The sequence below is a fragment of the Streptosporangium sp. NBC_01639 genome, assembly GCF_045209755.1.
Taxonomy (GTDB): domain Bacteria; phylum Actinomycetota; class Actinomycetes; order Streptosporangiales; family Streptosporangiaceae; genus Streptosporangium.
In genome coordinates this window covers 7,600,207-7,621,203 of record NZ_CP109272.1, presented here as the reverse complement: position 1 = coordinate 7,621,203, position 20,997 = coordinate 7,600,207, and the positions used below count along the sequence as shown (strand labels likewise).

Sequence of the window (20,997 nt, the reverse complement as noted above, 5' to 3'; positions counted from 1 at the left end):
GGCCGCCGCCCGATCCTGGCGGGAAGGAGCGCCCTGTCGAGCGCCGCACCCAGGAACAGCTTCTTCGGAGGCACCGGATGGTCAACGACTTCATCGGCCGGCCGGCGGCGGCCGTCCAGGTGGGGGAACGGTGTGGGACCTCGATGAGCGCTGGAACGCCCCACCCCGCCGGGGCCGTCTCATGAAGCACCCGCACATCTGCGAAGTGATCAAGACGCTGGACGTGGGCGGCGCCGAGGTCCTGCTCGTCGAGCGGCTGCTCGCCGCGTTGCCGACGGGCAAGCGCTACACCGTCGTGTGCCAGCGGGCGTCCACTCGGATTCTCGTGGAGCGGCTACGGTCGGCCGGCGTGAACGTGGTCGTCCTCGGGAGCGGTTCTCACCCGTCCCGTCTCGTTCCGGCGGTCAGGCGGCTGGCACCCGATGTGCTCAACATGCACTCCCCCCTTCCCGCGGCTCTGCTACGGATGACATCACGTTTCTGGAACCCCCGTCCCGTCCTGATCTCGACTGTGCACAACGTGTGTTACCGCACACCGACGATGCTGCTCGACCGGGCGACGGGGTGGCTGGACACGCGTACCGTCGCCGTCTCTCCCCAGGTCGCCCGCGCCGTCACGAGCTGGGGCGCGCGTGCCCTGTGCACCCGGATCCACGGTGTCGGCGTCGAGAGACAGCGCGACTGGGCGATGGAGTCGGAGCGTATCAGGCAGGAGTGGAACGTCCCCGAGCACGCCTTTCTCATCACGCACGTCGCCAACTTCCGCCCGGCCAAGAACCACCGCATGCTCATCGAGGCCGCGACCAGGGTGATCGCCAGGAACCCGCGCGCCATGTTCCTCCTGGCCGGGTCCGGCCCGCTGCACGAGCAGGTGGCCAAGCGCGTCGCCGACCTCGGACTGGACGGCCTGCGTTTCCTCGGGCAGGTGCCGAACGCCGCGCGTCTGATCGCCGCTTCCGATCTCCTCGTGCTCGGTTCCTCTCACGAGGGGTTGCCGGTCGTCATCATGGAGGCTTTCGCCGCGGGCGTGCCGGTCGTGTCCACCGACGTCGGCGGGGTGTCCGATCTGGTCACCACCGGCTGGAACGGTCTTCTCACCGCGCCGGGGGACTCCGAGGCCTTCGCTGAAGCCATCCTGCGGGCGATGCGTCCCGAAGTCCACGGGCTCCTCCGGCAGGGAGCGAGGGACAGCGCCGACCTCGTCGACATCAGCCAGACCGCGGAGTGGTTCGACAGGCTGTACGACGAGGTCTGCTCCTGATCATGGCCACTCTCCTCGAACGTGCGATCCATCGCATGCGCCCGCCCGGCTCATCGCATCTGCGGACGTTCACCTCACTCACCGCCGCCAGCCAGGGCGAGGCGGTCCTGTCCATGCTCAGTCTGGTCGTCCTGGTACGGCTGGCGGGAACCGACCGGTCCGGGCAGCTGATCTTCGTTCAGGCGCTGTCGAGCGTCTGGTTCCTGCTGCTGGATCCCCGGATCGAGGACGCCGCACAGCGGTACGTCCCCATCGAACAGCAGCGGAGCGGACAGGGTTCCGCGCTGTTCGTCTGCCTGCTGTGGTGGGACGTGGCGATCGGTGTGCTGGCGAGCGGCGTCGGTCTCCTGATGGTGCTGGCAGCGTGGCTGCTGGGCCTCGCCACCGGTGACCTCACGCTGATGCTCGCGCTCTCACTCGTCTCCGGCGGGGCCGCGGCGTCGACCGGGGCGGCCGGGGCGGCCTTCGCCCTGGCCGGCCGCCTACGTGATCTCGGGCGCGTACGGCTGCGGTGCGCCGTCCTGTCGTTCGGGCTGTCGCTGGGCGGTCTGCTCGCCGGCGGCCCACCGGCCTATCTGGCCGGCCAGTGCGCGGCCGCCATCGTGACGGCCGTCGTCCTCGGCATGCTGTCGCTGCGCACAATATCCGCCCACATCGGACCGGCCGTGACACGAGTCCGGCTCCCGGCCGGCCTCATCGCCTTCACGCTGAAAGCGTCCGCGGGAACCTCGGTCGCGGCGGCCTCCGAATCGGGCGTCCTCACGCTGGCGGGCTTCCTCGGAGGCCCCACCCTGGTGACCATCCTCAAGATCGCATCAGCTCCCGGCCGCTTCTACACCTCCCTGATCAGTCCGATCACCTCGATGCTGTACCCCCGGCTGGCCCAGGCCGCCGCAGCCGGGGAGCCGGCGCTCATCAGGCGGGACGTGATGCGCGCGACGCTGATGCTCACCGCGGCCGGGGCGATGGCGCTCGCCGTCGTGCTCCCCGTGGCCGGTGACGCGCTCGGCCTGGTGTACGGCGCCCCGTACGTCCAGGCCGGCCAGACGGCCGGGCTCCTCCTGGGTGTCGCCTGCGTGAAGGGAGGCGCCTCCTGGTCCAAGGTGCTGCCTCTGGCCATGGGCAGGCCCGTCTGGAGAATCGCCTACCTCTCGGCCGAGGGCGTCCTCCTTCTCGGCCTGCTCCTCATCGCCGACCGGGTGGCTCCGGACGCGGTGCGGACCTCGCTCACCTTCGGCTGGGGAGCGCTGGCCCTGGCCGTTCTCGGGACGGGCTTCTGGATCACTTGGCTACAGAGATTGACGAAGGTCGGTGGTCGGTGATGATCGAGATCGCTCGCACGACACCCACGCGTCTCACGACAGAGCTGTTCGCGCCCGTGCGCTTCCTCTTCGCCGTGGTGGCGGGACTCGCCGGAGCGCTCGCCCGGGAACTCACCGGCAGCCCCTTCCTGGCGGAGGCGCTATGGGCGCTGGCCCTGTTCGTCCTCCCTCTCCCCCTGCTCCCCGCGCTGCTGCTCGTCACCATGCGGCTGGAACTGCCCGGCCTCGGCGAGCTCGGCTTCAGCGATCTGGTCGCCGTCTTCTACGTGGTGCGCCTGATCTTCAGCTCCCGGATCCTCGACGTCCGGCTGTCACCGTCCCACCTCGTGCTCATCGTGTTCTTCGGCTGGGCGGTGCTGACGACGGCACCCCAGTCCGGCATGATGTGGCCACTGGTCCACATCATGCTCTACGCCGTCGTGGGGGTGGCGCTGACCCACAGCCCGACGGCCGGGACCGGCCTGCTCTGGACCGTGCTCGGGCTGGCCCTCTTCGAGACGATCGTGCATCTGCCCGACATGCTCACCCGCCTGCACGGAGTCGTCCTGGCGGATCCGGCCCAGCTGGGGGCACTGCTCATCGCCGCCCTGCTCGTCGTCCCGCTGCTGTCTCTGCCCCGGAACGGGCGGATCGCCGTCTGCGGACTGCTCCTCGCCGGCATCGCCGCGACCCAGACCCGGTCGGTGTGGTTCGCGCTCTGCGTCGTGGCCGTAGCGATGCTGCTGCCCCGGCGCTGGCACCTCCCCGTCGGCCTGCCGCTCCTTATGGCTCCGCCCGCCCTGCTCGCCGCGGCGCAGGTCACCGCACTCTTCAAGCTCAACGGCGAATCCCTCGATCTGAGGCTGCAGTCGATCTCGGAGGGGCTGCGGAAACTCTCCGAAAAACCCATCACCGGGCACGGCTGGGCCTTCCGCGATGTCAGCCCGATGGACTTCGCCAACGGGATCGTCTACAACCTCTGGGTCCACCTGGGCGTTGCCACGGGCCTGGTCGGTGTCGCCCTGTTCGCGCTCTACGTATGTCTGCTGTCGTCCGAGACGGCCCGGAACCCGAGCGCGTACTTCTTCGTCACCGCGATCCTGGCGATGTCGCTCACCGAGGTCCCGCTCTACGGAGGCTCGGTCATCGCGCTGCTCTTCTTCGCCCTGACCTCCGTCAGGAGGGAACCGGACCGGCCGGCGAGGACAGCGGAGGCAGAGCAGCCTGACACCACGTCCGGCCTGGCCGGCTCCGGTCATCGGAACGCTACGAGGTGATCCATTTCCACTGCTGGCCCATGCCTTCGGCCAGTGATGTCGACGGCTCGTAGCCGAGCAGGTTCCGCGCCCTGGTCAGGTCGGCCTCCGTGGTGTCCACGTCGCCCAGCTGTGTCACGTCACGGAGAATCGGGACCTCCTGACCGGTCACCTGGGCGGCACACGCCAGCACGTCCAGCATGGAGACGCTGCGGCCACCGCCGACATTGACCGCCTCGGCCTGAGCGGGAGCCACGCAGGCGGCCATCGTGGCCGCGACCGCATCGCCGACATAGGTGAAGTCCCGGCGCTGGACGCCATCGCCGTACAGGCGGAGCGGGTGACCGGTGAGCACGGCCCGGAGTATTCGGCCGATGGCCATGTCCGGTCGCTGCCGAGGACCGTAGACGGTGAAGTATCTCAGGGCCACCACACTCAACGGGGTGTCCCGCCTGACCGCGTAGGCGAGCGAGAGCCGCTCCGCGGCCAGCTTCGTGACCCCGTACGGCGAGAGCGGGAAAGGAAGGTCTTCTTCGCGTGAGGGGCGGCCGACGCTGTTCCCGTACACGCTCGACGACGAGGCGAGGACCATCCTGGGCACGTCCGTGGAAACGCACGCCTCAAGCAGGCGCTGGGTCACCATGACGTTCGACGCCAGATATTCCGCGAAGCGCTCCCCCCACGAGGGCCGGACACCGGGAACACCCGCGAGGTGGAAGACAGCCGAAGCACCTTCCGTCAACGACCTCAGATCCAGCTCCCCCAGCTCCCCCTCGACCAGGTGAAAGCCACGCCGGCCTAGGAGGCTCTCGAGGTTTTCGGCTGCCACCGGGTCGCTCGCCGGAGAGCGCCGGTCTATCCCGACCACATTCGCTCCCTGGAGCAACAACGCCTCGGCCAGGTGTGACCCGATGAAGCCGGCCACCCCCGTCACGACTGCCCGCTCTACTTGTTGCATGCCACTCACTGAATTCCCCGTTTCTTGAGAGTGGACAATTACTGCGCAGCGCCGTATGAGCTTTTCCGGTGGCGGTTGCGCAGAAAATCTCACAACGCTTATCTCAGGGCACCGCTCAGGTGACCCGCGTTCAGAGCCACGCGGTACCACTCCTCGAACCGGCCGGCGACCACCGGCCAGTCCAGTGCTGTGGCCGCTTGGGCTCCCAGTGTGCTCATCCGACGGCGAAGGTCCTCATCCCCCAGCACGGTGCGAAGGACGCGCACCAGGTCGTCGACGGACCCGGATTCGAAGGTCCGGTACGCCGCACGGTTCGACACGACTGGATCGAGCAGGGCGTCGGATGACACCACCACGGGGGTGCCGAGCGCGAGCGCTTCGAGGGCGGCCGTCGGCACTCCCTCCCCCTTGCCGTCGAGGCGGCGTGAGGCAAGCACGAAGACTTCCGCGCGGCGCACCTTCCGGTAGACCTCGTCTCGGAGAAGCTGCCCGGCGAACTCGATCCCCGTCTCCGTCCCCGCCCCCGCCAGCCGACGCAGTCGGCCGAGTTCGGGTCCGTCGCCGACGACGAGGAGCCGGAGCCCCGGGTTGGCAGGCCGAAGCGCCTGAACCGCCTCGATGAGGAGAGCATGGTTCTTCATGGGCTCCAGGGATCCGACACTCACGATCAGCCCAGGTTCACGAGCGGGCGGCGGTGACCCGGATATGGCTCCGAGATCGATTCCGCTGGAGGCGACCAGGATCCGGCGCCGGTCGGCGCCGCGGTCCATCAGATCGTCAGCCGTTCGTGAGCCGATGGCGATGAACGCTCCGACATGGCCGAGGGCCATTCTGGCCAGTCGCCGATGTCGCCTCGCGAGCGCTGCGTGCACCGTCAAAACGAGTGGAATGCCAAGCTTTCTACAGAAAGGTCCGATAACGGATGCTTCGACATGATCCCCGTGAAGGTGGACGAGATCGACGGGACCCGCGTTCCTCAGTGCCCCCGCGACTTCGGCCGCGAAAGCCAGAACATCGGACTTCACCGCCAGGAGGCACGACAACCCGGTCGGCCGGAGGGGCAGCACCATCGCGCCGTTCGGCACGGTGCTCCCGCCCCGGAACGCGAGCGTCACCTCGTGACCTCGTCTCAGCTGTTCCCGGGTGAGACATTCGACATGCCGCTCCTTGCCGCCCGGTTCGGGTGGCACGCGGTAGCTCACGCGTACGATCCTCATGCCCGAACCGCTCCGATCCCATCACCTGCACCACTTGATCACTACAAAAAATCATCACACAGAGCGATCAATTCTTGCTCTACGCGTTCGCGGCGTGTCGCGGACAATGTGACCAGCCGCCGGAACGGTGATCACAGGTCGGGGCCCCGGCTGCAGGGCGAACCCCCGTTCGCCGGAGATCGAGCCGACCACGGGGGTTGGCCATCGGGATGGCCGGCGGCTTCCATCAGCGCGGTGCCAGCAGAGTGAGGTACGTCTTGCAGAGCAGGTTGGGCCAGCGCCGCACCGCATAGGCGATGTGGCGGCTCCTGGGGCCGACGATGATGCGCTCGTCGGCGACTCTCCAGCTCTGCTCAACGGCGCAATCATGAATGAATTTCCGCGATTCATGCAATGAAAAGAGCCAGCGATGCCGATCCTGAGGTTTCGCCGAGGGCAGACCATACTTGTCCGAGAGCGGCTTTCCGCACAGGAATCGCAACCGGGTGTTCACCTCGTAGCAGTTCGGCAAGGTGATGACGATGTGGTCCTTGGCCACCCGGCACAGCTCTGAGAACGCATGGTGGATGTCATCGGTGTGTTCGAGCACATCGAGTGCGGCCACGACATTAATGGTCTTGTCATCGAACGGAAGCTTTTCGCCGAGATCTGCGATGATCTCGGCGGAAGGGTCGACATCCACCCCCTGATAGTGCACGCGATGACCCATGAGCGCAGTCTCCAGTTCGCGGGAACGGCATCCGACGTCCACCACGCTGCCCTGCCAGATGGACGGGTACGTCCGCACCACCCCCTGGGCCTTCTGCAGAGACGACCCGCCGTCGAGAATCGCGAGCTTCATATCTGACCACACCTTCTCGCATCTTGTGACTAACTTGTCACCAAGTGTAGCGGCGAGCCCTGATGGAGCGCTTCATCCGATGACGACTCGGAGGGCGTGTCACGCCTCGGCGGAAAGACCTCTGGCGGTCGCTTGAAGAATGCGATGTCACGCAACCCCATATGGGCCCAGATTCGGAAAAATCAGGGCACCTCACCATATATTTATATGGAATTCCCGATCTGGTCCATCCGCCGCTTTGCAGACCAGCGTGTCGTTCTGGTGGAAATTCACAGATGCCGCGATTCACCAACGGTGACGATTCATCAAGAACGACACGCTGGGACTCTGAGACGCCCCACGGCTTACCAAGTGCACGAAATGAGCTGACTCGATCATGAGTGGGTACGGAATATGGAAATATTTCGCCACCACCGTGACGGCACCGCTGAAGCAAGGCGAATCCCGAGCTAGCTTCTCCGACGTGAACCTGGCCCGGCGTCAAGGAGCCCGCATGAAGCCAGACGGTCGGATCCGCGTCATGGAGATCATCGCTCGGATGAATGTGGGCGGCCCCGCCACTCAGGTGATGGGGCTGTCCGAACGGCTGAATCCGGAGGAGTTCGATCATCGCCTCTACACAGGCCACATCGACGTCGGCGAGTGCGACCATCTCGGTCTGAAAGGTTCGGCGGTACGGGTCCATCCGGTCCCGGGTCTCGGCCGGTCGGTCACCCCTTCCGGCGACTGTCTGGCCCTCATCCGCCTGATGGCCGCGATGCGTGACTTCCGGCCGCACATCATCCACACCAGGACGGCGAAGGCCGGCGCTCTCGGACGCATGGCGGCACGCCTCTCTCATGCCGGCGCGGCCCGGATCCATGTCTTCCACGGGCATCTCCTCAACGGCTACTTCACCGGGCCGAAGCGTGCGCTCTACGTGCAGTCGGAACGGATCCTCGCCTCGATGACCGACCGCCTGGTGACCGTCGGCTCCCGGGTCCGCGACGAACTGCTCGATGCCCGGATCGGCCGGCCGGAGCAGTACGTCGTGATCGCCCCCGGCGTACGGCTCGGCCCGATCCCCGACCGCGGGGCCGCCCGCACCGCGCTGGGCCTGCCCCTTGATGCGCCCGTCGTGGCATACGTGGGCCGACTCACCCGGGTGAAGCGGCCCGACCGGTTCGTCGCCACGGCCCGTGCCGTACTCCGGCAGGTGCCCGACTGCCACTTCGTCGTCTGCGGCGGGGGCGAGCTGCGCGGGCAGGTCGAACGCGACATCGAGCCGATCCGGCACTCCTTTCACCTGCTCGGCTGGCGGAAGGACGTGGAGTCGGTGTACTCGGCCGCCGACGTGGTCCTGCTGACCTCCGACAACGAGGGCACACCCCTGACACTCGTCGAGGCCGGGATGGCCGGAACCCCGGCCGTCTCCACCCGTGTCGGAAGCGTGGCGGAGATCGTCCAGGACGGGCGGACCGGCCTGCTGGCCGGAACCGACGCCGACGAACTGGCAGCACACATCGTGAGAATGCTGTCCGCCCCCGATCTCGCCCGCCAGATGGGCGAAGCGGCCCGCCGGTGGACCACGGCCTCGTTCAACGTGGAACGCCTGACCACGGACACCGAAGCCCTTTATCGATCGCTGGGCGGGGAGCGCCGCGGTCGCCAGGCCGCGGAACGGACCACAAGGGGGATGAACAAGTGAGAGTTCTGGTGACCGGCGGCGCGGGGTTCATCGGCGCCAATCTGTGCCGCGCGCTCCTGGCCCGCCCCGAGGTCGAGAACGTCACGGTGCTGGACGATCTGAGCAGCGGAGATCTCGCCAACCTCGACGGGATCGAGGTGGACTTCGTGAGGGGCAGCATCCTGGACACGGAACTTCTGCCCGACCTCGTCACCGGCGCCTCCACCGTCGTCCATCTCGCCGCGCGGCCGTCGGTTCCCCGGTCCCTGACGGATCCGCTGGCCTCCCACACTGTCAACGCCACCGGCACCCTGCACGTCCTGGAGGCCTGCCGCGCGACCAGGCCGCACGTGGTGCTCGCCTCGTCGTCCTCGGTGTACGGCAACTGCCGGGAGCCGCAGAAGCACGAGGACCTCCCTACCCGGCCGCTGAGCCCGTACGGTGCGAGCAAACTCGCGACCGAGGCATACGGCCTGGCGTATGCGGAAAGCTTCGGTCTGCCGGTGCTGCCCTTCCGCTTCTTCAACGTCTACGGCCCCATGCAGGCCGCAGGCCACGCCTACGCGGCTGTCATCCCGACATTCGTGTCCATGGCGCTGCGGAGTCGACCGGTGCCGATCTACGGTGACGGGAACCAGGCGCGGGACTTCACCTACGTGGGCTCGTTGACCGAGGTCCTCGTCGACGCCGCCCTCCGCCGGGTGACCAGCGCGACGCCGGTGAACCTCGCGTTCGGGACACGGACCACCCTGCGGCGGCTGAAGGACACCCTCGGAACGGTCCTCGGCAGGCCGGTCGAGTCGGCCTTCCTGCCGCCCCGGATCGGTGAGATCCAGGAGTCGCAGGCCTCCCCACGCCTGCTGCGCCACCTGTTCCCCGGTGTGTGCCCGGTGTCCCTGGAAGACGGGCTCCGCATGACGGTGGCCTGGTTCGAGAGTTCAGTGGCCACCGGCACCGGCAGGCGACTCGATGCCCATATCTGACCCGTCTTTCCCTCCACTACAGAGACCTCTCCACGCACGTAATAAGGGAAGCCAGTGAAGAAAACATCAAGGAACACCTATCTGATAACGGGCGGCAGCGGGTTCATCGGATCGCATCTGGCCGACGCGTTGCTCGCCCGCGGCGAGTCGGTCGTGGTCCTGGACAACTTGTCCACCGGGCGGCGGGAGAACCTGCAGCCTCATCCCCGCCTGCACTTCGTGCACGGGTCGGTTCTGGACGAGCTCATGGTGGATGAGCTGGTCCACCGGTGCGACGTGGTCGTCCACCTCGCGGCCGCGGTCGGCGTCAAACTGATCGTCGAACAGCCGCTACGGTCCCTGACGACCAACATCCGCGGCTCGGAGATCGTGATCGAGGCCGCGCACCGATACCGGAAGAAGATCCTGGTCACCAGTACGAGCGAGATCTACGGCAAGAACTCCTCCGGCGCGCTCCGAGAGGACTCCGACCGCATCCTCGGCAGCCCCGCGGTGGTGCGCTGGGCCTACAGCACCGCGAAGGCCGTCGACGAGATCCTCGCCAACGCCTACCACAAGGAACGCGGCCTGCCGACGATCGTGGTCAGGCTGTTCAACACCGTGGGGTCGCGGCAGAGCCCGGCCTACGGCATGGTCATCCCCCGCCTGGTACGGCAGGCGCTCAGCGGTATGCCCCTCACGGTCTTCGGCGACGGCACCCAGACCCGCTGTTTCGCCCATGTCACGGATGTCGTCGACGCGCTGCTCAGACTTCTCGACGACGACGCGGCGATCGGGCAGACCTTCAACATCGGCTCCGCCGACGAGGTGAGCATCCTGGAGTTGGCGAAGCTGGTCGTCGAGCACACCGGCTCCCCGTCGGGTGTCGACCTGATCCCCTACCACGAGGCCTACGAGCAGGGCTTCGAGGACATGACGCGCCGGGTTCCCGACACCACCAGAATCCGCGAGCTCACCGGCTGGACTCCACAACGCGCTCTCGATGAGATCCTCGCGGACGTCGTCGCGGAGGCCCGCGCGGATCTCGCGGTGTCCATCCGGTGAACGGAACGATCCCCCTCGCCGCAGGAGCGGCCGCCTTTCTCCTCAGCGCCGCGGCCATCGTGCCGCTGAGGCGTCTGGCCCTGCGGTGGGACCTCACCGACCGTCCCGGCGGGAACAAGGCCCATGCCCGTCCGACTCCCTACCTGGGAGGCGTCGCGATCGTGCTGGCCACAGTCGTGCCCGCGACGGCGGTGCTGGGCCTGGCCGATCGGCGGATCACAGCGATCCTCCTGGCCGCCACCGCGATCGCCCTGCTCGGTCTGATCGACGACATCGGCTCGCTGTCCATGTTCACCCGATTGGCCGTGGAGACCGCGACGGCGAGCGGGGTCGTGTTCTCCGGTGTCCAGATCACCCTGACGGGCGGCTGGGTGGACGGAGCCGTCACGGTGGTGTGGATCGTGGTGATGACGAACTCCTTCAACCTGCTGGACAACATGGACGGCACGCTGGGAGCCGTCACCACGGTCGCCGCCGCCTTCCTGGCGGGGACGGCCTTCGTGTCCGCCCAGCCGGCGCTCGGGCTGCTGCTGACCCTGCTGGCCTACGCCAGCCTCGGCTTTCTCCTGCACAACTGGCCTCCCGCGAGGATATTCATGGGGGATTCCGGGGCTCTGTTCATCGGCTTCGTCCTCAGCTGTTCGGCGGTCGTCCTGGTGACGGGGCAGGACCCCGGCGCCATGGTCTCCGGGCTGCTTCTGCCGACCTTCATCGCAACCGTCGACACCGGTGTCGTGTTCATCTCACGGATGAGGGTGGGCCGTTCACCGCTGGCGGGCGGCACCGACCACGTTTCACACCGGCTCCGCCAGGTCGGCTTCGGCACCCGGGTGATCGCCATGATGCTCGGCATGATCACAGCGTTCGCCGGCGCGCTCTGCCTGGCGGTGGCTCTGAAGTGGATACCGGCGATCGCCGCGGCGATCACCGGGGGCGGAACCGCCCTTCTCCTCATCATCCTGCTGCAGGGCGTGAACGTTTACTCGCCGTTCCTGCGCTCCAAGGCTCATTCACGAATCCCCGAAAGGCTGCGTTGATCCAGTGGATCTGCTCTACTACATGCGGCTCATACGCAGGAATTGGCTGCTCGTCCTGTTCTCCCTGGTCCTGGCGGTGGCTGCGGCGTCCTTCGTGACCGCCCACACGCCACCGAGATACGTCGCGACGATCACCATGCTGGTCTCCGGTCATGACAGGGAGGGCAGCCTCTCCACCGCCTACCAGGCGGGGATGCTGTCCCAACAGCGTGTGCAGTCCTACGCCGAACTGCTGACCAGCCGCCGTGTGATCGAAAAGATCACCGAAGGCGATGACGTGCAGCGGCTTCAGGGAAACATCACCGCGGAGTCCATCCCCGACACCGTGCTCATCCGGGCCACGGTCACCGACACCGTCCCCGCGCGCGCCGCACAGCTGGCCAATGCCCTGGGCACCGAGTTCCCCAAGCTGATCAACGAGATCGAGCGGCCCACCCCTCGAAGCCGCGCCAGCGTCAGTGTCACCCTGGTGGATCGGGCGGACCTCCCGGTGACGCCGGTCAGCCCCCGGCCGTTGGTCAACCTCGCGCTTGCCGTGATGATCGCGCTGTTCCTCGCTCTCGGCTCACTCGTCCTCCGCGACCGCCTGGACACGACCATAAAGTCGGACAAGGCCCTGCAGCAGGCAGCGAAGACCGCCATCCTGGGGATCATCGGCTACGAACGGGACGCACGGCGCCTTCCGCTGATCGTCCGCAGCCATGGCCGGTCGTCCAGGGCCGAGGCGTTCCGCTCGCTCCGCACCAACCTGCAGTTCGTCGGTGTCGATCGGCACCCGAAATCGCTCGTGGTCACCAGTTGCCTGCCGGGTGAGGGAAAATCTTCGACAGCCGCCAACCTCGCGATCACACTCGCGCAGGCCGGCTGGCGGGTGATCCTGGTCGACGCCGATCTCCGCCGCCCGCGTATCCCGTACTACTTCGGAATCGAGGGCACGACGGGCCTCACCGACGTGCTGATCGAAAAGGCCGGGCTGCAGGGGGTCATCCAGACGTGGGGCGAGGCGGAACTGTCGATCCTGCCAAGCGGTCAGATCCCACCGAACCCGAGCGAGCTCCTCGGCTCGCGCGTGATGCGCAATGTGCTCGCCCAGCTCACGGAGACCTACGACATGGTGATCGTCGACGCACCACCGCTGCTGCCCGTCACCGACGCCGCGACGCTCTCGACGGTCTGCGACGGCACGCTGCTCGTCGCACGGTACGGCAAGACCCGGCAGGAGCACGTCGTCCGTGCCACCGAGATGCTCTCGTCGATCAACGTCCGCGTGGTGGGCGCCGTCCTGAACTTCGCGCCCGTCAGGAACAGTCAGGAATACGGCTACGGCTACGGCTACGACGCCGAGGTCAAGACGACGGTGAATGTGTGAGCAGCCGGAGCGGGACGGCGAGCGACGTGGCGATCCTCCGCCCCGCGATCCGGTAGGCCAGCCAGGACCCCCCGTAGGGGTCGGGGATATCGGGCCGGTCCACCCGCACCAGCCCGCGCAGTGCCCTCACCTCGGCGATCAGTGTGTGGGCCCGTGACACGGGGTCCTCATGGCGGGTGACCGCGGCGGACGGCACGGCCTGGGCCAGCGTACCGAACTCGGTGATGGTGAAGGCCAGGGTGACCGCCGGAAAATGCCTGGCCACCGACTCGGCACGGTGCTCGGAACCGGCGGTCAGCACCAGGTCGGCGGCGGCCACGAGTTCGGGGGTCAGCGGGCGGGAGACGAACCCGCCGGGATCTCCCCCAAGCCGGATCAGCACGCGTTGCGCCCGCTCGGCCATCTGCTTTCCCAGCTCGGCGTGCGTGCCGGCGCTGATCACCTGGAGTGCCGGGCACGGTCCCAGGACCGACCGGGTCAGCCGTTCCGCCAACGGGGAACGGCAGAGATTGCCTGTGCAGACGTACAGGATACGGAACCTGGGGGCGTCACCCGGAGCGGGCACCGCTTCCACGTCCCTCCAGCACCGCCGGCCGCAGCTCTCGTGACCGGGGAGCCGGGCGGGCAGGCTGTTCTCAATGGTCTCCGGTGAATCCCGCATGAGCGCGACGGTAGAGCGTCCCTCCGAGCTTTCGTCTCCGGCGCGCCGCGCTTTACCCTTTACTGCAGGTGCCGGAGGGACGGCGTGCGCGCGGCCACCGCTTTCTGCCACGGCTCCTCGGTCAGCGGGTACAGCCCTGCGTGTTCCACACGATCCGGGTGTGCTGGGGATGGACCAGCGGCTGCACCGGGACCAGCGGCTGCCGGCCGGAGGAGGGTTCCAGCAGATCGAACTCCAGCGTTCTCGACTGCCCGGGGGCGAACTCCAGCAGGGTCGAGTAGACGGGATGGGAGCGTTCATCCTCTCGCGTGACCGCCACCCGGTCACCGTCGAGCCGTGCCGTCCTCATCTTCGTTCCGGCCCCCGCGTACAGCGACACCCACAACAGGTTGGAGCCGACCGCATGGTGGAGCCGCGGGGAGTCCATCCGGCCGGTCACGTAGGAGGGCAGGCTCCGGTCCGGCACGTCGTTGGTGAGCCGGACCCGGACCGTCGTGGGGCGCAGCCCGCTCCAGCACGGGCCCAGCTCGTAGTCGAGGGAGCGCTTCAGGTAGTAGTCGAGCTTGCCGCCGGCGGAGTTGTTGACCACCAGCCCCGCGAACGGTCCCGGCCGCCGGGGCAGCACACCGCCGACATCGGCCGCCGACAGGAGTGACTGCTCCGCGCCGCGGCGGCTCCAGATCTGGATTCTGCGCTCGTCCACCATGTGGAGCAGGGCGGGCAGCAGCCGGAAAGGCTCGGTGAGGGCCTTGGGCAGCGTCTCGCTGACAGCTCCGGCGACCGTGATGAGGAACCGTTTACGCACCGTCGGGTCGGTATACCGGGCATAGGCGGTGCGTTCGGTGAGGTCGACGACGTTCTCGGCGGTCACCCTCTCCCCACCGGGGAGGGTGACCGGTCCGATCGCCTCAAGCAGGTAGGACAGGCCGAGCGGGTCGATCGCGATGGCACCGTCCAGCCGGCGGTGGGTCTGCCGTTCCCACAGCCCGGTCCAGGTGGCCGCGGCATAGGGGAAGTGCGGGGAGAGGTTGGAGATGGAGAGCATCCTGACCGCGCTCGGCCCGTAGCGTGCTCGGAAGTCCGCACCGTGATCGGCGACAGGTGCCGGACTCGTGGCGAGACCTTTGTTGTCGGACAGCCGCGTGATGCCGATCCCGCCGGGTCCGGCCCGCAGGATGCCGAACGCGCCGACCAGGCCTCCGGTCCCCCGCGCCTCGGCATTGGTCTGGAACGCCATGAAGTAACGGCGCGGGCCGTCGTGGCCCAGCATCGGCGGGAGCAGGGCCGCGACGGTCGCCGCGCTGCCGAGCCAGCCCCGCAACTGATCGACTCCGTCCAGAGCCGTACCGCGTGCCTGGTCGAGCAGGTCGACGCCGGTGTCGGAGGGCGTGGCGGCCAGGCGGGACCTCACCCGTGCGAGCCGGATGACGGCGTCGTCCAGCACCGGCGTCGCAGCGTCGAGTGTGTCGAGCACCGAGGTCATACCGCCCGGGGAGTGCGTCTTCACCGGCAGAAGCGCCCCACCGACCCGCTGGACGGCGGCCAGCACCTCGGTCAGCTCCGCGGCGCTCTCGGCCAGCCCGCGCACGGTCGTCGCACCGTCTCCCACCATCGGAGCGTGGGCGATCACCGACCAGTCGGGGCCCGCGGTGAGCCGCTTCGCCTCGGCGGCGTGCCACCGGGCGTCCGCGAGCATCCGGGCCATCGGCTCGAGGTCACGCGTGCTCGCCAGCGTGCGCAACTGGAGCAGCGCGCTCCTGGTCGCCTCCAGATGGTCGCGCACGCTCAGGGCGAGATGGGCCGACCAGCCCCCGGCCGGCACAATGACGGCGACGAGACCCAGCAGGCCGGCCACGACGACTCGTCTGCGCCCCCTAGAGTGCACTGGAAGATCGGCGACGCCGTACGGAGATCAGCGTTCCGGCGGCACCGGCGGCGAGCAGGCCGGCGCCCACCGTGGCGATGAGCGCCACGGGTGCTCCGGTGAACGGCAGCTCATCGGCACCGGAGGTGGCGGCGGCGACCGTCCGGTGTCCCCCGCCGCACCCGCCGCACCCGCCGCATCCACCGCACCTTCGGTGATGACCCCAGCCGTTGTCGGTGAACGTGATGACCTGCCGGTTTTTGGAGTCCTGGACGATTGCCGGGCCGTCGTCCTCGTCCTCGTCCTCGTCCTCGTCCTCGACCTTCCCCGTGATGGCGTTCACCTTGCCCTCGACGCGGTCCTCGATCTCCGACAGGAGCGGGTCGTCCGTGTCGAAGTCCCCCAGGAAGGGGTCACCGAAGTCGGGGCGTGGCGGATAGGGATTCGTCGGCGAGGCCGCCGTCAGCGGCGAGAGTGCGGCGGCGGTCGCCGTTTCGGCGATTCCGAGCACGGGTCCACCTCCAACAGCCATCGCGATGAGAAGAGAGATCGTCTGTTTTCCGGTCATTTCTGACTCCTGGTGGCGATGATTCAGGCCATAGAACACACCACTCGGAACACGAGCGACATGTCTCCGGAACCCGTTATATTCACCCCCGCATAGGGACAGCCCGTACGGCTCGCGCACATTACCGAACGATCGCCGACTGCCCTCGGAACATTGACCTTCGGGAAGCGACACGCCGCAGCCGGACAGGATCGCCCGGAAGGGGCGAGAAGTCGGTCGCCGGAGCCGGTGAGGAGGCCCCTAGACTTCGGACATGCCTTCCGCATTGATCACGGGCGCGACCGCCGGCATCGGTGCCGCGTTCGCCCGCCGCCTGGCCGCCGACGGTTTCTCCCTCGTCCTGGTGGCCCGTGACGAGGGGCGGCTGAGCGCCTCCGCAGAGGAGTTGCGCCTGCGCTACGGGGTGGAGGTCGAGGTGCTGGCCGCCGACCTGGCCGCCGAGGAGGGGCTGACCGCGGTCGAGCAGCGGCTCCGGGAAGGGGTCGACCTGCTGGTCAACAACGCCGGCTTCGGCCATCCCGGTGCGTTCCTCGACGTTCCGGTCGCCGACGAGCTACGGATGCTGAAGGTGCACTGTGAGGCGGTGCTGCGGCTGACGCTGGCCGCGCTGCCGGGGATGCGGAAGCGCGACCGGGGAGCGGTGGTCAACGTCGCGTCGGTTGCGGCGTTCTTCACCCGGGGCACCTACAGCGCGTCCAAGGCGTGGGTGGTCAACTTCAGCGAGTCCATCGCCGCCGAGCTGACCGGCGGCCGCGTGCGGGTGATGGCCCTGTGCCCGGGGTTCGTCAGGACCGAGTTTCACGACCGCGCCTCGATGGACGTCTCCGGCATCCCCGGCTTCCTGTGGCTCTCGGCGGACAAGGTGGTGAACGAGGCCATGGGCGACCTGGCCCGCGGCAGACGGGTGAGCGTCCCGGACATCCGCTACAAGGTCATCGTCGGGGTCGGCAGGCTGGTCCCCCGAGGCCTCACCGGAGAGGTCTCCCGCCGCCTCGGCCGCCGGCGGTAGGCCCGCCGGGCAGGACGCGGACCCGGAGAGGTCACCCGCCGCCTCGGCCATCGGCGGTGCGCCCGCCGGGCAGAGCGCGGGCCGCGGCGGGCACGGGACACGGTGGCCGGTACGGACACGAAAAGGCCCGCACCACGGGAGGGGGTCGTGGCACGGGCCCTTTCGGCCTACGGGGTTGGTCAGACGCGGGCGTTGGCGGGGTGGCCGATCGCCAGACCCGAGACCGGGTCGAAGAAGTGAAGGTTGTGGGTGTCCACGACCAGCTCGATGTTCTGGCCGGGGCGGACGTGGCTGCGGGAGTTGACCCGGGCGGTCCACAGCGACTTGTCGCCGACCAGTGGGAGTGCCGCCTCCTCGTCGTCACCCGCGTCGGCCGCGGCGACGGTGTCCTGGTGCTGGACCGGCGGGGCGTCGATCAGGAACAGGACGTTGATCTCGGAGCCGAGCTCCTCGGTGACCTCCGCGCGGACCTGCAGGCGGGTCCAGCCTCCGGCACTGCCGTTGGCGGCGACGGAGTCGTCGAAGTCGGAGGGACGGATGCCCAGGATGATCTGCTTGCCGACCCACTCGTCGAGGCCGGGCTTCTCGGCGAAGGTCTCACTCGGCACCGGCAGGTTGAAACCGGCGAACGACACGGCCGCGCCGCCGTCGCCGCGCACCAGCTCGGCGTTGACGAAGTTCATCGACGGGGAGCCCATGAAGCCCGCGACGAACAGGTTGACCGGCTTGTCGAAGAGGTTCTGCGGGGTGTCGACCTGCTGGAGCAGACCGTCGCGCAGGACGCAGACGCGGTCGCCGAGGGTCATGGCCTCGACCTGGTCGTGGGTGACGTAGACGGTGGTCACGCCGAGACGCTCGTGCAGGGTGTTGAGGGAGGCGCGCATGGAGACGCGGAGCTTGGCGTCCAGGTTGGACAGCGGCTCGTCCATGAGGAAGGCCTGCGGCTCACGGACGATCGCGCGGCCCATCGCGACACGCTGGCGCTGACCACCGGAGAGGGCGGCCGGCTTGCGCTTGAGGTACTGCTCCAGGCCGAGCATCTTGGCGGCCTCGTTGACCCGCTTGGAGATCTCCGCCTTGGGCATCTTGCGGAGCTTGAGACCGAAGGCGAGGTTCTCCTCGACGGTCATGTGCGGGTAGAGCGCGTAGTTCTGGAAGACCATGGCGATGTCACGGTCCTTCGGAGGCAGGTGGTTGACCACCCGGTCGCCGATGACGATCTCACCGCCGCTGATGTCCTCAAGGCCCGCGATCATGCGCAGGGCGGTGGACTTGCCGCAGCCGGACGGCCCGACGAGCACCATGAACTCGCCGTCCTTGATCTCAAGGTCGAGGCCGTTCACGGCTTTCACACCGCCTGCATAGATCTTGTCGACTTTATTGAGAACGATCGATGCCATGGAGAGTCCTTAGCGCCTCGGGCCAACCCCGCGTTCACCCGATGTGGATACGTTTTCATGCATCCCATCGGAAAGGAACATCGGTGTCAAGAGGTGGCATGGTTCTTCCTTGTCAACGGGGGCATCGTTATCTCTTCGCACTGGATCCACTACGGAAATCATGGTGGAATCGTTTCCATGAACATGCGTCGTACGACCATCAAGGACGTCGCCGAGGCGGCGGGGGTCGGGGTCGCCACGGTGTCGCGGGTTCTGTCCGGCGGCTCGGCGAGTCCCGAGACCAGGGAGCGGGTGCTGACCGTCGCGGCCCAGCTCGACTACCGGCCCAGCGCGCTCGGCCGCAACCTCCGCCAGCAGCGGTCGGGCGGGATAGGGCTGCTGCTGCCCGACATCACCGACACCTTCTACGGCCGGCTGGCCGACGGCGTGCTCGCCTGCGCGCGCTCGGCGGGCGAACCGGTGATCCTGGGGGCGACCGGCGACGACCCGGAACGCGAGGCGGAGCTGATCGGCATGCTGCTGGAGCAGGGGGTGGACCGGGTGATCGCGGTCCCCTCCGGCGATGGGGAGACGTGGACGCCGACGTTACGGGCCGGGCTCGCCATGGTGTTCGCGCACCGGCTCGCGGCCGGGCGCGACGATGTGCCCGCGGTCCTGGCGGACGACCGCGCGGGCGTGCAGACCGCGGTCGACTACCTGACGGGGCTGGGCCACCGGCGCATCGCCTACCTCGGCGGCCCCGGCCAGGAGCAGCGCCTGACCGCCTTCCGCCAGACACTGGGCGACCTGGTGGACGAGGAGCTCATCGTCTCCGCGCGCGGCAGCCGCGACTCCGCCTACGCGGCCGCCGCCGGGCTCCTTCAGCGCCGTCCCGACCTGACGGCCGTGCTGGCCGGGGGCAATCTGCTGGGCGAGGCGGCCGTGCTCGCCGCCAGGGAGCTGGACCTGCGGGTGCCCAGGGACCTGTCACTGATCATGTTCGACGACGTGCCCTGGGCCGAGCTGTGCTCCCCGACGCTGACCGTGATCGCCCAGCCCGCCCAGGACATCGGCTACCGCGCGGCCGAACTGGTGCTGCGCACCGGAGGGCGACGCCCGCGAAGCGTGCTGCTGCCCACCGAGCTGATCGTCCGGGGAAGCTGCGCCCCTAAAGGGATTTCTCGATCGCCGCGATGACGGCGGGGTCCTCCGGCTCGACGGCCGGGCGGAACCGGGCCAGCACCTCGCCCTCGCGGGAGACCAGGAACTTCTCGAAGTTCCACTGGACGTCGCCGGACGCGCCATCGGCATCGGGGGCCCGGGTGAGCGAGGCGTAGAGCGGATGCCGGTCCTCGCCGTTGACATCCGCCTTGGCGAGCAGCGGGAAGTCCACCCCGTAGGTGGTGGAGCAGAACTCCTGGATCTGCTCGGCGCTGCCCGGCTCCTGGCCCATGAACTGGTTGCACGGAACACCGACGACGGCGAACCCTCTGTCGGCGTAGGTCTGCTGGAGCCGGACCAGCCCCGCGTACTGCGGAGTGAGACCGCATCTGGAGGCCACGTTCACGATGAGGGCTGCCTTGTCGCCGAGCAGCTCCGCCAGCGTGGTGGGGGCGTCGGCAAGGGTGTGTACGGGGATATCACGAATAGTCATGATCTGCAGCTTAATCGCCTGTCATATCCGAGAGTTACGGCGTCCAAGAAGTGAAATGTGACGGACGCCATAGGTGAGACGCCGAACACCTCACCAGGCGCATGATCTTTTCCTAACCGATCTTTGACAGAGACCTCGACAGGAACTGTCGACTCGCCTTCCGGGTAATCACTGGGGCATCGTGGCGGCCGTCCTCCGATCCCAGCGAAAGGCAGTTCTCTATGCCGACGCCACGCCGTACCAGCGTTCTGCTGGTCACCTCGGCGCTCGCCGTCAGCACCACCGCCACGGTCGCCCAGATCTCCACCGCCACCGCCGCCCACGCCTCCTCGGCGCAGCGGAGCAACAAGTCCCTCGCGGCACCCCTGGTGTCCGCGCGGGGCTGGACCAGAGGTCAGTTCGGCTGCCTCAGCCGGCTCTGGTCCAGGGAGAGCGGCTGGAACCATCGGGCGCACAACCGCTACTCCGGCGCCTACGGCATCCCCCAGGCGCTGCCCGGCGGAAAGATGGCCAGCGCCGGACGTGATTGGCGAACCAACCCCAGAACACAGATCAAATGGGGACTTTCCTACATCAAGAAGCGCTACGGCTCCCCATGTGGAGCGTGGGCGCATTTCCAGTCACGCGGCTGGTACTAGATCCAAACCCCATGCCGGGGTGTTTTTCATCTCCTCTCCCCGCATAGGCGTATCGCCGGTGGTAAGCCGGGTCCCGCCGAATCACCCGTAGGCCACGAAGATCGGGCAAACACCTTTCCACGGCATGTCGCAACCGCCGCTCGGCCCTCCCCCGGCGTACTAGAAAGCGCCCTAGAGAAAACGTCGCGGCGTCTCATGCCGGAAACGGGCCGGCGAGACCGCGCGGGCATGTCCACGTCCGAGCCACGGGCGCCGGACCGTCCGGCGTGCGAGGGGGCCAACGCCCTCTCG

General features: G+C 68.1%; 18 protein-coding genes and 1 pseudogene. 11 read left to right on the top strand and 8 right to left on the bottom strand.

Features of this window, described 5'->3' with window-relative positions:
- The first annotated feature begins 130 nt into the window (after positions 1 to 130).
- From OHA77_RS34675 to OHA77_RS34665, 3 genes are read left to right on the top strand one after another with little or no spacing between them, the layout of a single operon-like run.
- Positions 131 to 1,261, top strand: a complete 1,131-nt coding sequence (locus OHA77_RS34675) for a glycosyltransferase (protein WP_406313516.1) — start codon at positions 131 to 133, stop codon at positions 1,259 to 1,261.
- A gap of 2 nt (positions 1,262 to 1,263) precedes the next feature.
- Positions 1,264 to 2,583 (top strand): lipopolysaccharide biosynthesis protein, encoded by a 1,320-nt coding sequence (locus tag OHA77_RS34670; RefSeq protein WP_406313515.1) that lies wholly within the window; start codon positions 1,264 to 1,266, stop codon positions 2,581 to 2,583.
- Positions 2,583 to 3,839, top strand: coding sequence for an O-antigen ligase family protein (locus tag OHA77_RS34665; protein ID WP_406313514.1), 1,257 nt, complete (start codon positions 2,583 to 2,585; stop codon positions 3,837 to 3,839). Before OHA77_RS34670 ends, OHA77_RS34665 begins: the two co-directional genes overlap by 1 nt.
- Here OHA77_RS34665 and OHA77_RS34660 read toward each other — a convergent pair.
- The 3 genes from OHA77_RS34660 to OHA77_RS34650 all read right to left on the bottom strand — a co-directional run bounded on the left by OHA77_RS34660 (position 3,829) and on the right by OHA77_RS34650 (position 6,834).
- The gene (locus OHA77_RS34660; RefSeq protein ID WP_406313513.1) at positions 3,829 to 4,776 is read right to left on the bottom strand and encodes an NAD-dependent epimerase/dehydratase family protein; all 948 of its coding nucleotides are present in this window, start codon (positions 4,774 to 4,776) and stop codon (positions 3,829 to 3,831) included. The genes OHA77_RS34665 and OHA77_RS34660 overlap by 11 nt on opposite strands.
- A gap of 98 nt (positions 4,777 to 4,874) precedes the next feature.
- A complete protein-coding gene (locus OHA77_RS34655) occupies positions 4,875 to 5,993 on the bottom strand; it encodes a glycosyltransferase family 4 protein (RefSeq protein WP_406313512.1) in 1,119 nt (372 codons plus the stop codon).
- A 226-nt stretch (positions 5,994 to 6,219) separates the two neighbouring features.
- The gene (locus OHA77_RS34650; RefSeq protein WP_406313511.1) at positions 6,220 to 6,834 is read right to left on the bottom strand and encodes a class I SAM-dependent methyltransferase; all 615 of its coding nucleotides are present in this window, start codon (positions 6,832 to 6,834) and stop codon (positions 6,220 to 6,222) included.
- 493 nt (positions 6,835 to 7,327) lie between these two features.
- On the opposite strand from OHA77_RS34650, the gene OHA77_RS34645 reads away from it, so the two are divergent.
- From OHA77_RS34645 to OHA77_RS34625, 5 genes are read left to right on the top strand one after another with little or no spacing between them, the layout of a single operon-like run.
- Positions 7,328 to 8,521: a glycosyltransferase gene (locus OHA77_RS34645; protein WP_406313510.1), complete on the top strand. Its 1,194-nt coding sequence runs from the start codon at positions 7,328 to 7,330 to the stop codon at positions 8,519 to 8,521.
- The gene (locus OHA77_RS34640; protein WP_406313509.1) at positions 8,518 to 9,483 is read left to right on the top strand and encodes an NAD-dependent epimerase/dehydratase family protein; all 966 of its coding nucleotides are present in this window, start codon (positions 8,518 to 8,520) and stop codon (positions 9,481 to 9,483) included. Before OHA77_RS34645 ends, OHA77_RS34640 begins: the two co-directional genes overlap by 4 nt.
- 54 nt (positions 9,484 to 9,537) lie before the next feature.
- Positions 9,538 to 10,527: an NAD-dependent epimerase/dehydratase family protein gene (locus OHA77_RS34635; protein WP_406313508.1), complete on the top strand. Its 990-nt coding sequence runs from the start codon at positions 9,538 to 9,540 to the stop codon at positions 10,525 to 10,527.
- A complete protein-coding gene (locus tag OHA77_RS34630; protein WP_406313507.1) occupies positions 10,524 to 11,564 on the top strand; it encodes an MraY family glycosyltransferase in 1,041 nt (346 codons plus the stop codon). Before OHA77_RS34635 ends, OHA77_RS34630 begins: the two co-directional genes overlap by 4 nt.
- Positions 11,565 to 11,568: 4 nt before the next feature.
- A complete protein-coding gene (locus OHA77_RS34625) occupies positions 11,569 to 12,933 on the top strand; it encodes a polysaccharide biosynthesis tyrosine autokinase (protein ID WP_406313506.1) in 1,365 nt (454 codons plus the stop codon).
- Here the strand turns inward: OHA77_RS34625 and OHA77_RS34620 are convergent.
- The 3 genes from OHA77_RS34620 to OHA77_RS34610 form a co-directional block, all read right to left on the bottom strand.
- Entirely contained in the window at positions 12,911 to 13,594 is a 684-nt protein-coding gene (locus OHA77_RS34620) for a hypothetical protein (protein WP_406313505.1), read from the bottom strand. The genes OHA77_RS34625 and OHA77_RS34620 overlap by 23 nt on opposite strands.
- A 121-nt stretch (positions 13,595 to 13,715) precedes the next feature.
- Positions 13,716 to 15,449 (bottom strand): DUF4012 domain-containing protein, encoded by a 1,734-nt coding sequence (locus OHA77_RS34615; RefSeq protein ID WP_406313504.1) that lies wholly within the window; start codon positions 15,447 to 15,449, stop codon positions 13,716 to 13,718.
- Between the two features lie 19 nt (positions 15,450 to 15,468).
- Positions 15,469 to 16,026, bottom strand: coding sequence for a hypothetical protein (locus tag OHA77_RS34610; RefSeq protein ID WP_406313503.1), 558 nt, complete (start codon positions 16,024 to 16,026; stop codon positions 15,469 to 15,471).
- A 253-nt stretch (positions 16,027 to 16,279) separates the two neighbouring features.
- Here OHA77_RS34610 and OHA77_RS34605 point away from each other — a divergent pair, with 253 nt between their 5' ends.
- Complete coding sequence (locus OHA77_RS34605; protein ID WP_406313502.1) at positions 16,280 to 17,035, top strand: SDR family NAD(P)-dependent oxidoreductase; 756 nt, start codon at positions 16,280 to 16,282, stop codon at positions 17,033 to 17,035.
- A 179-nt stretch (positions 17,036 to 17,214) separates the two neighbouring features.
- On the opposite strand, the gene OHA77_RS34600 is transcribed toward OHA77_RS34605, so the two are convergent.
- Positions 17,215 to 18,435 carry a sn-glycerol-3-phosphate ABC transporter ATP-binding protein UgpC gene (locus OHA77_RS34600; protein WP_326824002.1) on the bottom strand — a complete coding sequence of 407 codons (1,221 nt, stop codon included), beginning with the start codon at positions 18,433 to 18,435 and terminating at the stop codon, positions 17,215 to 17,217.
- A 177-nt stretch (positions 18,436 to 18,612) separates the two neighbouring features.
- Here OHA77_RS34600 and OHA77_RS34595 point away from each other — a divergent pair, with 177 nt between their 5' ends.
- Positions 18,613 to 19,611 (top strand): LacI family DNA-binding transcriptional regulator, encoded by a 999-nt coding sequence (locus OHA77_RS34595; RefSeq protein WP_326824003.1) that lies wholly within the window; start codon positions 18,613 to 18,615, stop codon positions 19,609 to 19,611.
- On the opposite strand, the gene OHA77_RS34590 is transcribed toward OHA77_RS34595, so the two are convergent.
- Positions 19,583 to 20,068: a glutathione peroxidase gene (locus OHA77_RS34590; RefSeq protein ID WP_406313501.1), complete on the bottom strand. Its 486-nt coding sequence runs from the start codon at positions 20,066 to 20,068 to the stop codon at positions 19,583 to 19,585. The two genes, OHA77_RS34595 and OHA77_RS34590, sit on opposite strands and share 29 nt — an antisense overlap.
- Positions 20,069 to 20,448: 380 nt before the next feature.
- On the opposite strand from OHA77_RS34590, the pseudogene OHA77_RS34585 reads away from it, so the two are divergent.
- Positions 20,449 to 20,706 (top strand): annotated as a pseudogene (locus OHA77_RS34585) (transglycosylase SLT domain-containing protein); the annotation flags it as partial.
- Positions 20,707 to 20,997: the final 291 nt, after the last annotated feature.